The organism is Synechococcus sp. UW106 (assembly GCF_900474015.1).
Classification (GTDB): Bacteria; Cyanobacteriota; Cyanobacteriia; order PCC-6307; family Cyanobiaceae; genus Parasynechococcus.
On record NZ_UCNV01000003.1, the window covers coordinates 71,472 to 86,557 of the forward strand.

The 15,086-nt window shown below is 46.7% G+C and carries 9 protein-coding genes and 1 pseudogene; 3 read left to right on the forward strand and 7 right to left on the reverse strand.

The genetic code is table 11. From position 1 onward, the window contains the following. Positions 1–231: 231 nt before the first annotated feature. From DXY30_RS01690 to DXY30_RS01705, 3 genes are all read right to left on the reverse strand, one after another. Complete coding sequence (locus DXY30_RS01690) at positions 232–2,004, reverse strand: AAA family ATPase (protein ID WP_137006764.1); 1,773 nt, start codon at positions 2,002–2,004, stop codon at positions 232–234. Positions 2,005–2,171: 167 nt separating this feature from the next. Further along, positions 2,172–2,483 (reverse strand): hypothetical protein, encoded by a 312-nt coding sequence (locus DXY30_RS01695; RefSeq protein WP_170951092.1) that lies wholly within the window; start codon positions 2,481–2,483, stop codon positions 2,172–2,174. Positions 2,484–2,896: 413 nt separating this feature from the next. After that, positions 2,897–4,105, reverse strand: coding sequence for a site-specific integrase (locus DXY30_RS01705; RefSeq protein WP_244281207.1), 1,209 nt, complete (start codon positions 4,103–4,105; stop codon positions 2,897–2,899). A 347-nt stretch (positions 4,106–4,452) separates the two neighbouring features. Here DXY30_RS01705 and DXY30_RS01710 point away from each other — a divergent pair. After that, positions 4,453–4,554: pseudogene (locus DXY30_RS01710) on the forward strand (DUF1651 domain-containing protein); the annotation flags it as partial. Between the two features lie 246 nt (positions 4,555–4,800). On the opposite strand, the gene DXY30_RS13465 reads toward DXY30_RS01710, so the two are convergent. The 3 genes from DXY30_RS13465 to DXY30_RS01725 are packed head-to-tail and all read right to left on the reverse strand — an operon-like array spanning position 4,801 to position 7,904. Further along, complete coding sequence (locus tag DXY30_RS13465) at positions 4,801–5,589, reverse strand: hypothetical protein (RefSeq protein WP_137006765.1); 789 nt, start codon at positions 5,587–5,589, stop codon at positions 4,801–4,803. Between the two features lie 2 nt (positions 5,590–5,591). Next, positions 5,592–6,086, reverse strand: coding sequence for an SET domain-containing protein (locus DXY30_RS01720; protein ID WP_170951093.1), 495 nt, complete (start codon positions 6,084–6,086; stop codon positions 5,592–5,594). Between the two features lie 24 nt (positions 6,087–6,110). Then, positions 6,111–7,904 (reverse strand): SET domain-containing protein-lysine N-methyltransferase, encoded by a 1,794-nt coding sequence (locus DXY30_RS01725; RefSeq protein WP_115093123.1) that lies wholly within the window; start codon positions 7,902–7,904, stop codon positions 6,111–6,113. A gap of 1,707 nt (positions 7,905–9,611) precedes the next feature. Here DXY30_RS01725 and DXY30_RS01735 point away from each other — a divergent pair. Continuing rightward, positions 9,612–10,724 (forward strand): hypothetical protein, encoded by a 1,113-nt coding sequence (locus DXY30_RS01735; protein ID WP_115093125.1) that lies wholly within the window; start codon positions 9,612–9,614, stop codon positions 10,722–10,724. Positions 10,725–11,056: 332 nt separating this feature from the next. Here the strand turns inward: DXY30_RS01735 and DXY30_RS13470 are convergent, their stop codons facing one another. Further along, positions 11,057–11,914, reverse strand: a complete 858-nt coding sequence (locus tag DXY30_RS13470) for a hypothetical protein (RefSeq protein WP_137006766.1) — start codon at positions 11,912–11,914, stop codon at positions 11,057–11,059. Between the two features lie 641 nt (positions 11,915–12,555). On the opposite strand from DXY30_RS13470, the gene DXY30_RS01740 reads away from it, so the two are divergent. Then, on the forward strand, positions 12,556–14,997 hold the full coding sequence (locus tag DXY30_RS01740) for a DUF4347 domain-containing protein (protein WP_115093126.1): 2,442 nt from the start codon (positions 12,556–12,558) through the stop codon (positions 14,995–14,997). Positions 14,998–15,086 lie beyond the last annotated feature (89 nt).

The following is a 15,086-nucleotide window of genomic DNA, read 5'->3' on the forward strand; positions in this document are numbered from 1 at the left end:
CCTTGTGTTTGGGGTTTTTGGTGGGTTTTTCTAGGTATTTGCCTTTTGGTGTCTGTCTCTGGGGGGTTGAATTGCATTTTGCGGCCTAAATTTTGATCATTTCTTCATCACCTGCGGAGATGCCCATGGAATTGAAGAAGACTCCATCACAGGCGCTTTCAAGGCTGATGGCTAAGGAGTTTTTGCGTCGGAAAGGGGGAGGTGCGTTCTTTTGCGAGGGGGACCGCTGAATCATCCCCCCGCTGTGACGTCGGCTAGGGGGGTGTGCGCGACATGGGAAAAATCACCAACCCCATAGAGGTATTCGGGACGCCCACGCTTGCCAGTTCTCCGCGGATGGCGCTGCAGCCAACCCTGTTCAAACAGGTCAAAGCAAACCAACCGGGCATGTTCTGCGTTTCCACCGAGAGCTATCACCATCTCGTTGATGGACATGTAGCCGTGCTGTTGCACATGCTTAAGGACCCTCGCTCCCAGCCTTTCTGCGTCGGTGGGTAGTTGCTGGTCTTGTTCATCCGCAAGCCACCAGTTGTAAGTCTCACTGTCCCGATGAAGAAGCCATTTAGTGCCTTCCACGATGTTTCGCTTGCCGAGGGCATGGAGTGAAAACTGCTCGACCTCAAGGCTTGTCAGTCCCCAGCAGTCTTGAACGGCCGCACTGATCGTGTTGATACCGCTGATGTCTTCCCACTGAACTTCCTTCCGCTTTCGTCTGACGCCATTGCCGTCCTGGCGAGTCTTGTTGAGATGGGCAGTCGTTAGAAGTAGTACATCGTTGTTAACCGCTGCTTTGTTGAGCTTGTACACAAGGTCGACAATTTCAAAATCAACTGTCCGCTGCCCTTCGCTGCTCAGCACGGTGGTCAAGCTATCAATCCCGATGGCTTCCCACTTACGCGACTCAATGGCGTCGAATAGTTCTTCAAGTGGGAACGGACCTTCGGGGTAGATGACATCGAAGTTGCGTTTCAGCGCCTGTCGCCGGAACTTCCGTTCAGCGAACTTCTCAGGTTCATCCCCTTGGATCAGTAGTGCTTTCGCTTGTTCTGTCTTGAACGCCCCCAGAAAGGAAGTTCCTTCTTGAATTGCCTCTATGCAGAGGTTCATCAAGGTGGTCTTGCCCGTTCCTGAATCGGCAGCCAGTAAAACGATGCCGCTTGCTGCGAACTGGTTAACCCGCCAGATTTTTCCTAGGTCCCGCACACCCCCCTGGGCAGGTTTTGCGATGAGTTCAGCCAAGTGACTTAGGTCTGGTTCAGGCTCCTGGCTCACAAAGGGGTTGTCCTCCTGGACTCCATTGAGTACGTCCTCTACGGATGCACCTTCTGCAATCCAATCGGCAACGTCCAGCCCGCCATCCTTTGGCATTGCACCATTCCACTCAGGTGTGCCGGGGTAAACCAGTAACCACCGACAGCCGGGATAGGTGCTCGCCACTTTGCGTGCGTACTTCACCCCCGCCTGATCTTGGTCAGCCACCACAACCACTCTTGTTGGATCGAAGTGGCCGCCATCCCGTTCCGGATTGAAACCCTCACAACCGCCAAGGGTGGCCACAGCATTCAATCCGAGTTGCCTCAAAGCATCAGCGCATGGCTCTCCTTCAGGGATGAACACGTAGGGCGCCCCATCTTCAAGGGCTTGCTTCGCCTCACTTAATCCGTAAGGAAGAACCCGATCTGCCAGTTCCCTGGGTCGACAGCCATCAATCAGGCTCTCCTGCCAGATCTTGCGTTTGCCCTTTCCGTCATCTGTGCGGTGCACTTCCAGGGTCGGTTGGCCCTCTTCATTGCGGTAGATCCAGCTGCGGTGACCTTTGGGGCGGCTTGCCTTTTTGGATGGTGCTCTTGTCCCCTTTGTTTCGGATTGGGCTGAACTGTCGTCTTTGCGGCTTTCTCTTGGCTTGATTGCTGGAGATAGAGCTTCACGGATTGCTCGTTTGCCCTTTTCAGTGCTGCTGCATTTGCAGCCATAAGCAGCCCACTTGCCAGTACTGAGGTTCACCTTGAAATTCGGTGCTCCACAGCCAGGCACTGGGCACAGATAGCTGTGATCTCCATTCGGTGTGTTTGTGCCTCCGTCTGGTTACAGACTGGCCAAGTGGTCACGAATTTCAAATTCCATTGCGTCCCCCTACATGTTTGGTGATCGATTGACCGCTGATTGATCTCTTAAACATCCCGGCCTCCATAGGTCTCCACCTCTGCAGGGTCGATGCGTTTGAAGTGCGTGAAGGATTTTTCTGCCACTTCGTACTGCCACTGCAGAGGTGCACGCGTCGAGGCACCAGCAAACCGATAGTCGATGCCTTCCTCGAACATCGCTGTCGTGTTCTTGAGTCGTTTGAGCGTTTTTGGATGCACGCCCAAATGCGCGGCCATGGCGGCCGTATCAATCCACTGAGATTTCATGGTTTTCCCCTTACTTCTTGACTTGTCTGCTGCTCTTGCCGCCGCGATGAAGCACGAAGAAATCGCGTACATGCTGTTCTAGGGCGTCGTAAAACCGCTCCTTGAGGCAGCTTGGGAGCTGGGTGTCGTTCACAAAAACACGTCCGTCTCCCGGGAAGTGAAAGTGACTTCCGTCGTCTAGGAAGGCTTGGTACAGCTCGCTTAACTGTTGTGTCGCGGGCTTTTCAGTCCCCTTTGGAGTGATGACTCCAGACTTTTTGTGTCGTCTAAGTGGCTTGGGCATACCAATCCTGTGTGAGTGGTGACAGGTGCGGCAGACCCCGGTTCGGTTCCTTGCTGGAGGCTCGCTATCCAGTAGGCCCGAATAACTCTTTATGGAGAGTCAGAGCACGACTGCCCGAAGGAATCGTGACGGTTATGTGCATTATAGGGTGCTCAATTCCTTCTGTTCCCGTTTGCTAGTCGAATGTGCTTTCTCGTGGTGCCTAGCTACCAATAGCCTTTTCAAAAGCTGCTCTTGTCGTTGCGTCCGTGGCTGATTCATAGGCTCTGCTATGAGCGGCAAGGCCATGACCCATCGCTCTGCAGATTTGGGCAGTTTCGATGCCATATCGATGGGCCCGCACGCTGTAGCCGTCGCGAAATGAATAAGGTCTGAGCCACATCCCTTTGGCTTCGTATTGCTGCTTCAACTCAAGCCATTCAGGCTGTCGGTTCAAGTGGTTCAGCACGTATCGCCCGTTCAGCTTCCTGAGGTCGCCATCACGGCCAACCGGTAGCTCCAAGAGACCCGCATCCATGGCCTGGCAGAGATTCCAGGAGACTTGCTCTCCTGATGGTTTCTCTAAAGGCAGGGGCAGCAGCCATCTGGGATCGCAACGGTTTGGACCCGAGATCTTGCGGTAGCTGCACCACAGGCCGAGATCGCCTGCTTCTGTTCTCCTTGGAGCTAGGTACTGCAGCTCTACTGGTCTCAGGCCGAATAAGACCATCAGCCGTAAGACATTGCCCCAAGCGTTGTTTCGAGTTTCTACCGCTTCGATCAGACGCAACACCTCTGCATCTGTCAGCGTCGCTTTTGTCTTTTTTTCAGCGGGCCGACCACGCAGTTCCTTGATGCTCGTCTGACTGATTCGCCATGACGCGGGCATTTGGTGGCGGCTTACGGCATGGTCCATGAGATTCCGCAAGGCAAGGCAGCAAGCGGCTCTGCTCGAAGGTTTCCCTGCCCATCGCTTCAGGGTTTGCTTGAGGAGTTCATGGCCATCAGCTGGTGAAGACCTGCTGCGAAGAGCCTTTAGGGTTTCGTTGTAGTAGGGCTCGTAGTTGTCTCTGTAGGTCGAGTCCAGGATTTGGTTCCGACCTTCTTGGAGGGACTCCCGAAAGCTCTCAACTATTGATGGCCACCCTTTGTTGGCGGTTGGCTTGAGCTTGTCGCTCGTGCCGGTCACCTCAGCAATGGCCTGCTTCAGGGAGACGTCACCTTGCATCCACAGCGGATAGACCCGGTTGATCAACAGCAGTGCATCTCCGACGGCTTCAGCAGTCCAGGGGAATGGGAGGTTTGCTGAGTCAGTGCGTAGATCCTTCGCCCGGATTTTCAGCCTGACTTTTCCGCTGTTGTTCCCGACCGTCCAGCCCTGGCGTCCAGTTTTGACCGCTGCTCGGAAGCCTTCTTCCCATTTGGCAGCCATGACCAAGATTCAGGACAAATTCCAGGACAAACTAGCTCCTCTTGCTTCCCCTGTGTAATTCTGCGCTCCTTGTAATTCCAAGCTGTGACTGTCGTATTGTCTAATGTCTGAGTTCTTCCAATTACATGATTAATCCGTATCACCCAAATGACTCATGGGGGCTGGAAGGCCCCCTCAAGCATTCCAGGGCAATGGACCTTAGAAATTGAGTCCGTTGGCAGAATCCAGGCCGTTGACAAGACGTTGACAACGATTTGGGATCTAGCCCGCGTTGACAACGTCTAGGCGTCTATGCGATCCAGCACCATCGCCTCTAGTAGTCGCTTGTTGTCCCACGGTGTCCGCCAGTCCCGCAAACCCGCAGGCGAATGCTTCGGCACAACGCCATAGAGGCGTGGGACAAGATGCTCAGAACGGGTTGGCACAGGTGTAGACCTCCAGTGAGGTGAAAAAGCCCTCCTGACTTCAAAATCTTGCGCCGACCATATAAATCCAAGGTCGAGGTGCATTGTTAGGACCTCAGAGCAACATCTCCTTCTAAGTCAATCCCTTGTTGAAGTGAGACCCGTATCCTAAGTGCTTTGATTATTTCAAAAGAAATGACACTGATCAAGTCTTTGAGCGCACTGTCAGGTGCTGATTTATTGTTAAGTGCTCTTTTACATGTCAAGTCAGAGATTTTAGTCGTTTACAGATTATAGAAAATCATAAATGCCTTCTGCTAAGAACTTGTAATCGTCCATATAATTCGCTATATCACCGGCCCCTTCAGTTTTATTTACGTCAAGAAGAAAAATATTTTCCCCTTGCTGAATATAGTCAATTCTGCCGTAATCAATTTTGAGTTTTTTCCGCCAATGTCGAACTAATTTGGGTAGTTTTACGGGCTCATCTATCTGGGAATTGCTAAACTTGACAATTGGATTTCTTGAGCCTATTCGACCAGAAAATTCTTTAGCACCAAAAAAGTCATAGTAATTTACAAAGTACAGATTTTTTTCTTTGGTGTTTAGAAATGGCTGAACAATTAAATCAGGACATGACCAGACCTCACTAGGCACATCGAGCTTGGATTTGAAGATTGGATAACTAAAAGGGTTTAGTGTACGGATAGCTCTATCAGGACAATTACTATTTTGACTGCGTGCATAAGCTGCTTCAGGAAAGCCACCATAGTTACAATTAGTCTTTACTAAAACAGGCCCAGTGTAAGGCGATTCGGGCTTAAGGATTAAGCCAAATCTTTTTTTGCGAATGTCAAGAATATCTCCATTTAAGACCCGCGGTAGAGACTTGATAGCCTCACAAAAGTCGCTAGGAATTACACTTAAATCAATGTGTAGAATGTATAAATCTGATTCAGGAATATCTCTGCATCCTATATGGTTAATAACTTCAAAGCCCCATGACGACCAAATATTACAATATAGATCAATAACCTGATAACTACTTCTCGCGCTCCTGATTACGGTGATTTTTTTCACTATCAATTCATCCTACTCAACTTAATCGCCTTTAAGGTGTGTGAAGGCAAGCGTTGACCATGCATATGTTGCCACGAAGAAATCAGATAGTCTTTATTGGTGATAGTATTTCTACAGTTCTTGCTGCCACACTGACATTTCATGGTCATCTCAATGTCAATGTCGCAAGTTGAATAATCGTAAGTTATTTCTTCATCTTTTGCAACATCTTTTGCCAAGCAAATTATAGTGCTGCCTTTCCAGTATGTATTTGGATCACATGAGTGATTTGCGTATTTGCAGATTCCCTGGGGATTTGAAAAAAGGTTTTCACCACACTGAAATCCATAGATGCCAAAATGCTCTCTAAATTCATCACTTTGTCGATCAATTTCTTCAATCGTATACACTCTGTCTGTCATCTTCCAAATTGGAGTATTTTTTTCTATATTCTCTGATGCAAAAAGCCCTTTTCCATGGATTGAACTCATATATTTTACAACAATGGATGGATGCAACATTTAATGATTAATTCTTCATGCTCAGGGTAACATACTTGCTAGATGCCTGTGAGGTGTCCAGTATCTTGTTTTGATTTTACGATTACTTAAACGACGTTTTAGTTCTTCAAGATTTAGCAAATTTAAATTGTAACTCTTGGAGGCCACGAAAAACTGATATTCTCCGCAATGATAAGAAGGAATTGTAAGTCTAATGGGCCAAGAGTTCCCTAATGAATCATTAATACGTTTCTTTGTCTTCTCAAGAAACACTTTTTCTAGAGTAGAACCACCCTGTATAGAACAAACACCATCACATTTTAGACTTTCTGCTACGGTTTGGTAAAAGCTTGAGTCGTAGAGGCTTTTATTTGGACCTATCTCGTCAGAGCAATCCAGTATCACAACATCAAATCGATTGCTTTGTTTCCCTAATGCTATGGCTGCATCTTCATATATTAATTTCACTTTAGGGTCATTAAAGGCCCCATCGCTAACTGAGGGTAGGTATTTCTTTGAAAGATCTATAAATTCTTTATCAATGTCTATTACTATTACTTCTTCGGGATCGTGTTTCAATACTTCTCGTAATGTTCCACCATCACCACCTCCAATAATTGCGATTACAAGTGGACTTGGATGTAGAAACAATGCTGGATGAACAAGCATTTCATGATATATATATTCATCATATGTAGACAACTGAACATCGCCGTCAAGGCATAACACTGAACCAAACAAGGGATTCTCAAAGATTAAACACTTCTGAAATTTTGTTTTCACGTCTGCCAGAGTTCTTGAGCTGACGAATGAATGCTTGACATTTTCAAGAAGACCGCCTAATTTTGTGCTCTCGTGAACAAGTTTTTTTTCATTGTTGTCTACGGAGAAACTGTTGTCTGAATGTGATGCCTTCTTGGCTTGTTCGGTAATACTTATACTATGAAACTCGCATTGAAAAAAGTTCTTCAATCTGGAAATAATGTCTGCCATGTTTTCATTGCAGATAACCAGGAAGTCAATGTCGACACGCTTGTTTTCTTTGGACACCTGAATAGAATTAATATTGTCAGGGAGTGCCGGAAAAGGTAATGATATGTTTAAGCCATTGAGATTTGGTATGACTGAGATAAGTCTCTCGCGAATCGTTTCTGATAGTCCAGCCATGCTCTTGCATGTATTGTCTTCATTGACAAAATCAAGAAAGTTGCAATTCTCGCAAATGACTTTAATACGGAACGGTCCCTTCATCTGATTTGAATTTGATCCAAGAATTTCCTTGATATACTTTTCTTGGACATATGGGGATGCTTTTGAAAAAAGACTCTTTTTGTCAGCCTCTTTAAGTTCCTTGAATCCACTTAAAATTCCTCTGCAATTTCTCGACCGACACTGGCAAACTGTTGTATTTGAGTACGAGTATTGTTCTAGAGCATAGTCATATGTGATTTCATCACCTGGCATGATGTCAATGAGTGCCGCAGGTTGAGCTGATTTAAAGTCGTATGGTGATTCTGGTTGATACCTATCATAGGTATTAGGGGCACATGAGTGGTTCATTAAGCACCAGGGAAGTTCTACTAAGTTGGCTAAGCAATCACTACTACTCGGAATTGCAACTTCTGCTACTTTAAGGACTCGGCTTTCTCTGGTCTCTCTCAAGATGATTTCAATTTCGTTAGCCATATTAATTATTTCTTCTGTGACTTCATCATGTGGCATCACAAACTCTCCTGGGCGAATTCTTCGATTTGATAGAACTCGCCAATTGCTGGAGTTAGAAGTATCGATTCTATAGTTTACAGTCTCTTTGTTTAGGAAAAACTTTTTTGGCATTGCTATGCTAAATAATATTATATTAGCTTTTGATTGGCTTCATGGCAAGTATGTATTTGGTTTTCTTTGACGATTGTTGTGGGGCATTGTCAGTATATCTAAGAAGGTTCTTGATAATTGCTTGTTTGAGTTGATTGAGTTTCTTTGCAGCCTGAGATTTGCGCCAGAATACCTTGTGTTCTCTTTTTTACCTGCTTTGCTTCTCCTCTACAAGTTTTGTTGTTGCAGCTGCTTTATCCTCCAGTTGATTTAAGTCTTAAGTCTGATATTTTTGGTGCCGCTGTAATCGCACCGTCCTGCTAGGTTCTTGCCATCGAAATGATGTTGGGAGTGTTATCTGCCTGTAGATTCATACGAATCGTCTTGAGGGGGAGTACCCTTTAGAATGGATAGATACTCTAAAATAAGCGTGTTACGTTTTTCTCAAGTCTCATGAAGAGCTTGGCGGAGAATGGTTAATACGGATTGATCACTGATGGATTTGCCGTCTAGTTCGAGATGAGGAGTCAATGCTTTGTTCCCAAGAAGAATGTACCCAAGACCCTTATCAACACCATTTGCACGATATCTTCCGTTTCCCTCCTTGATTGTCGACATCTGATCACCTTCCGTTTCAGCTACTACTTCGGGCTACCTAGCTCCAGCGGTAGGCCCGTCGCTGAAGTCCATTCTTATTGAGTATTGCTGGACAAAGGAGGATTGGATTCCTTTCTATGTGAGGTCCATTCACCACCTTCACACCTAACAGGATCAGAGTCTTGATCCCTTCAAGGGCGAAGTTCTCTTTGGTCACCATTTTCTTCGTGCTGCTGGTTTGGGGTATCCCTCAACACTGGTCGTGCCCGCTACCAGCGTTCGATCAAAGGAAAGGAGGTGGACATCTACCAACTGGTTGAATCTACTCAATCCAAACCTTGGACCGTCGCGGTTATTGGCGATCCCTCTATCCCTCTGGCTATGCCTCAAAACGGCCTACAAACCCCTTAGGAGCAGGTGTGCGGTTCTCACGCGCGCGAATGGTTCATGCGAACAGCTTCAGGGGTGTGCCCAGCTTGAGGTGAGACCGGAGGATCGTCTGCTGATCGAAACGCCTGGAGGTGGAGGTTGGGGAGCGCCTGATGAGCAGGTTCATCACTGATTTTTTCTCTGTCAAAAACAGCATCCAATCGTTCACAGTGTTGATCAAAAGCCTGCCCGCATCTTCACTGGTGAGAGGTCGAAAGCGAACTGCTCGAAATCGTTTGAAGGGCAACCTTCCGTGGGTTCGAATCCCACCCTCTCAGTTGGAAGAGGTAATACAAGAAAGAAGGAGACAAGCTTGCTTATAGATCTACTAAGAGTCAGCAGATTTCTATCTACCTCACACGCCTCACCCCGTCAGCAATGGCGGGGTTTTATTGCTTGAGCACAGGCACAAAAAAGCCTGGTCATCACACCCGGCCCATGCGCAGATGTCCCTCTTTATCGGCTGAAGTTCAACGCGCAAGAGGGAAGCATGCTCAAAACAGGCTGGCGACGCTGCAGGCCGCCAGTGCGTTGACTGCATATGTATCTGCCACTGCAGCAAAACAAATGTAGGGATTTAGTATTAAAATGCCAACCTCAGCAACAAATTCATCAATACATCATTTCTTAAATAATGATTAAATAAAAATACCCAGCAAAGCGATTTTTGTACAGTAAATATGCTCGCAGTGACTATTAATCATGCCGCCTTTTTCGAGCGCGCTAATCGACTGGGAATGGCACAATGCATTGCAAGACTTCTCTGGAAAAGACAATATCATCGAATACTACATCTTCAGAGAAGCGGGAGATGGTGACGGATATGCTGATAATCAGGTAGCGCTTTCGCTTACTGAAATAGCTCAAATCAAGTTGACTTTTAAGCAATTAAGTGATATTACTGGGACGACTTTTATTGAAACAAATGACTATGACAATGCACCTTTAAATGTGTACTCTGTCTCAGAATATGATGACCCAACTACGTTGGGAGAAGCGAATATGAACGATGGATGGTTTGACATAACTTGGAAGAATCTTGGGAGCAGTTTACTGACTGATGATGAGACTCAGACCATTGTCCATGAGATCGGACATGTTGCAGGGTTAGATCATCCAAATGGCAACGGAGATGAACCAGGCTGGGACCAGACAATCTCTAATATGTCCTATATAGAGGGAGACTTTGTTCCATTTACATTCACTCAATTAGATATTGAAGCACTCCAAACTATGTTTTCTACGGATCCCGTAGACTCCAAGGTGACCAATTTTTATAATGGGGACAATGGAATAAACGACTTGAAGGGAACTCTCCGGCCAGATCAAATAATTGGTCGTGGCGGCAACGATAATCTTGTGGGAGTGCGAGGTGCCGATACCATTCTGGGAGGTCAGGGTGATGACATTGTGCGCGGTGGCAATGGTAAGGACATCCTATCGGGAGGAGAAGACTCTGACACAATCTATGGGGGATTTGGCTTAAATACTTTTCGGGACGAAAAAGATGGATCAATAGACAAAATTTACTTTAAAAGCGATCAATTTGCTTACAATTATCTTTACGATAAAGCCGAAAATAACCCTTCAGGGGACAAAGCTGACAAATTAGAAAAGTTAGACCTTATCGATGAGATCTACATTCAAGGTGCAAATACAAGTCAACTTTGTTTTTCCAATGTAAATCATACAAGTAGATTGGGATCTCTTGATGGCATCGGCATTTACGTTTCTGGATTTCTAGAAGCTGTTTATACCGGTGGTGACTTAACTGCTTTGCAGTTGCAGTCCATGACCGTCGGGGTGGATGCTTGACAAAACTATCTCGTCAAGACAGATGTTCGTTATTTGACACCATGTAAAACCTGCGATGGCAAATCAGGGAACATTTGTCATTGTCGCTATCAATCTCCCGGTAGAACACACACCTCGTCAGCAATGGCGGAGTTTTTATTGCTTGAGCAGAGAGGGGAACACTCAAGGCAGTCACGTCTGGCCCATGCCTCAAGATACCCGCATTTCTCTGTTCCTAATGGGGCAACAACTCACCTCTACAAAACAATTATGCAAATTAAGTGCTCGAAATGCCAAGAAATAGTCTTATCAATGCTCTAAACAGAAGATGCTGCTAGTCCACCAAATAAGAGCTATTTACTTCTGTTATCTATAAAAAGCTTAAATACATTAAGATTAAAATCATCTGGTGTCGATAGGGCGTCACGCAGAAGCGTCCATTCTCCATTCTTTTTGACAATATTTGAGCCCGGTCTTGATGAAAGGCCGATAGTAAAAGAGGGTTTGTTCCAGTAAAGAAGTTGAAAATCTTCATTAATTGATGGGCCGTAACATCCCGTCGAATTCCTCACTTCACCAACATATGAATAGAGTCCACTGCGAGAAAGCTCTGCAATGAGTATTGAAGGCTTGCCATCCATGACAGAAAAGAACATCAAGTCATCGATAAAGGTAGGGCGTTCAATCTCGCCAAAGCGCAGCATGGAATTATCTAATATCGTCTCTCTTGTGATTGACAAGACCGATCCTTGAATATTTACTTCACAGATGTTCCCAAATGTCCCCCATCTCCTGCCTCCTGTCACAACAGCAATTTTACCATTAGGCATTACATGTGGATCTCTGAATGGGATGCGAAGTCTACCGTTGTTTTTTGACATTGAAAAATATTTGTTGGGGTGCTTGATAAAACTAGAGGGGTGAAAATAAGTTGGCTCCATCGTAAACTCATCATCCACAACGAAGAGGAGTTGATCTTCCGGGGATTTTGGATTTGTTTTAACTATCGCGCTACCCAAGTATTTTCCAGAGAAAAATGAACCAGCGCATTGGACAAGTGATTTTTTTGTTATAAAAACGGGCTTAAAGTTTTCGCAGAGTACTGTAGGGCGATGCCAAAAAGGTATATTTTTGTTTGTGAAAGCAGGGGTTGCGAGATGGTAGATTCTTTTTTGGGGTCCCCATGTCGGGTCCCAGGCTGGAACAAACATTGTTTTATTGTGCTTAGGGAGTAGTAAATAAAGTCACATATGATAACAACTCAGAAAGTTGGTCAAACCAGAAGTTTATTTCACCACGCTACCGTGAGGGCTTTTGATTAAGCTGCCAAGCTTGGATTATCTCTGGATCAAAATAGCCGTTTGAGAATTTTTTTTGTGTAAATAACATGGCACTTGCAAGTTCGCTTCCTGATGGGCGAACTTGTCTATGTCCTACGCGCCAATGACCTTGACACTTTCAGGGACTTGCTGTCAGAAGGCATTTAGGAGCTTGGGGCGACAGAGGTGGATGAGCTGCTGCTGGACTGGCTTTATTCGTTCCTGATGGTGGAAGAGCAGGACAGGCTGCTGGGTTGGCACCTGGGGTGAGCCTCTAACCACTTGGGGGAAGAAAGCCCGCTGAATAAATCCCTTGGTTGGGGAAAGTGATCCCTAGTTGAAACGGAGATGGTGTGTTCACGGGGCGAGAGTCCCACACATCACACAGGGATCAAATGACACTCTTCAAGATAATCGCTGCAGGGGGGCTCATTAATCGATATTAGCATTCTGTCAATTTATTCTAAGATCAAGTTTTTGCTATTCCGACTTTGTTATTGAGGTCTTAGTATAAGTAATTGATATTTGAAATAATGGCTCAAGTCTTCCAAGAGAAATTTGACGCGGTGAATTCTGATCCAGCTGGGAGTCTTCTCATAGCAGATGGAGAATGTCCAAAAATTCGTGCTCTTCTTGCTACATCGTTGATTCCTGTTGTGTGGCTTGATGGTCAACAAAATCCACTGGTAGCAGTCAGCGAAATATTGGCCAATCGACGCGCTCAAGGCAGTCCCGTAAAAATATTGCATATCGTTAGTCATGGCAGTCCTGGAATGTTGAAGTTTTCTGGCGAAAATATTGAACAAGATGCTCTTTTAAGGCATCAACATCTTGTCGCTGACTGGAGGCTTAATGATCTTGCTCTTTGGAGCTGCTTTACCGGCTCCGACCATGCATTTGTACGGATTATAGAAAAGCTGACTGGAGCAACCGTGTGGACAACCGATCAATCGCTAGGGAGGCTTAAAGAAGGAGGTAGTTTTTGGAGACTAACAAATGTAAGTAAAACAAAAAGTAAGTCGCACGCTCCAGATTTGCCAATCTGTGCCAGCCAACAATTGGCCTGGAATCATCAACTCGGTAGCTTTATAACAAACACACCCATCCGCCCAATCGAGCCCAGAAGAACTAGCCATGAATACGCTAATGAGGACGCCTTCGCAGCATTGAAATATGACGGCTCCGTCATCGCTTGGGGAAGCGCCGGTAATGGTGGTGATTCTTCCTCAGTTGACCAACACCTTACGTCCGGTGTCGTTTCTATCTTCTCTAACGGCGCTTCCGCCTTTGCAGCACTGAAAACCGATGGATCTGTCATTACCTGGGGGGACGCAGATGACGGTGGCGATTCTTCGGCAGTTGACCTTACGTCCGGTGTGAAACGGATTTTTTCTACTTATGGTGCCTTTGCGGCACTTAAAGATGACGGCGCCGTCATCACTTGGGGTAGTGAAGCATACGGTAGTAATTCCACCTCCGTTGTCTCCTCCCTCTCCTCCGGCATTAGTACGATCTACTCCAACTCTCGGGCCTTCGCGGCACTCAAAGGCGACGGCTCTGTCATCACCTGGGGAGGAGTCGACGAGTACGATCTAATCGATCACGGCGGCGATTCATCTGCTGTTGCTAACTCCTTAACCTCTGGCGTTAGCAAAATCATTTCGACTGGATCAGCCTTCGCGGCACTGAAAACCGACGGCTCTGTCATCACTTGGGGAGTCGCCGAAGCCGGCGGTAATTCTTCCGCTGTTGCCGGTTCCCTAACCTCTGGCGTTAGCCAAATTTTCTCTACCGAAGCCGCGTTCGCGGCACTGAAAACCGACGGCTCCGTTATCACCTGGGGGGACTCCGATTACGGCGGTAATTCATCCGCTGTTGCCGGCTCACTAACCTCAGGAGTTAGTACAATCTTCTCCAATCGGTATGCCTTTGCGGCACTCAAAAACGACGGTTCTGTCATTACCTGGGGGGATCCAGTAGATGGTGGTGATCCCGTTATCTCCTACGACGATGGTCGTGAGCCATTCGATATTTCCGGCTCCCTAACCTCTGGCGTTAGCCAAATCTTCGCTACCGAAGATGCGTTCGCGGCACTCAAAACAGACGGCTCTGTCATTACCTGGGGGGACGCAGATGACGGTGGTGATTCCTCTGTTGTTGCCGGCTCCCTAACCTCTGGCGTTAGCAAAATCTTTTTTTCGCGCGATGCCTTTGCGGCTCTTAAAGACGACGGCTCTGTCATCACCTGGGGGTATAAAGCTGGTGACTCATCGGCTGTCGCTAATCAACTCACATCTGGTGTCATCCAAATCGTCTCAACTCAGGATGCTATGGCGGCACTCAAGGACGACGGCTCCGTTATCACCTGGGGAGATGCCGCCGAGGGTGGTGATTCATCTTCTGTAGAAGACGACCTCGCCTCTGGTGTTGTTGGATTTGCCAATCCATTCACTAATGATTTTTACACGACAAGGTCATTTTCTCAAGTTCTTCCAATCTCAGTTATCGACGAAGAAGAGCCGAATGAAATCACTGGTAGCGATAGTGATGACATCCTCCAGGGTGCCGGTAGTCTCGATGTAATAAAAGGAGGATCAGGTAACGATTACCTGAAGGCAAAAGATCACAACGACATCCTCATCGGTGGATCTGGAAACGATTCACTCTACGGAGGAAAGGACAACGATGAGCTCATTGGTGGGTCTGGTAATGACACCTTGGGCGGCGGTAAAGGAGACGACATTCTGACGGGTGGTTCCAATGCCGATACCTTCAAAATCTCGAGGGGGAATGATATTATTCGCGATTTTTCTATCGTTCAAAATGATCGTATTGACGCTAATGGCTATAGCCTCGAATTCACGCAGGATGGCAGCAGCCTTTTGATCAGTGATGCTGACAACGATGTTCTAACGACTGTGCTCAATCTCAGTCGTGATGACCTTTTTGCTTCGCAACCTGAGTTGGTGGTCTAAGAGCCATACAAAACCCGCAAGGGAAAAGCAGGAGGGCGCTGTGTGTGTCGCTATCCATCTCCCGACAAAACCTCACACACACCACCCCG

What these genes read in the sequence shown, in the direction of transcription:
- DXY30_RS01725 (WP_115093123.1), bottom strand. Translation starts at nt 7,904, where the DNA reads ATGCCAAAAAAGTTTTTCCTAAACAAAGAGACTGTAAACTATAGAATC.
- DXY30_RS01740 (WP_115093126.1), top strand. Translation starts at nt 12,556, where the DNA reads ATGGCTCAAGTCTTCCAAGAGAAATTTGACGCGGTGAATTCTGATCCA.
- DXY30_RS01705 (WP_244281207.1), bottom strand. Translation starts at nt 4,105, where the DNA reads ATGGCTGCCAAATGGGAAGAAGGCTTCCGAGCAGCGGTCAAAACTGGA.
- DXY30_RS13470 (WP_137006766.1), bottom strand. Translation starts at nt 11,914, where the DNA reads ATGTTTGTTCCAGCCTGGGACCCGACATGGGGACCCCAAAAAAGAATC.
- DXY30_RS01735 (WP_115093125.1), top strand. Translation starts at nt 9,612, where the DNA reads ATGCCGCCTTTTTCGAGCGCGCTAATCGACTGGGAATGGCACAATGCA.
- DXY30_RS01695 (WP_170951092.1), bottom strand. Translation starts at nt 2,483, where the DNA reads ATGTACGCGATTTCTTCGTGCTTCATCGCGGCGGCAAGAGCAGCAGAC.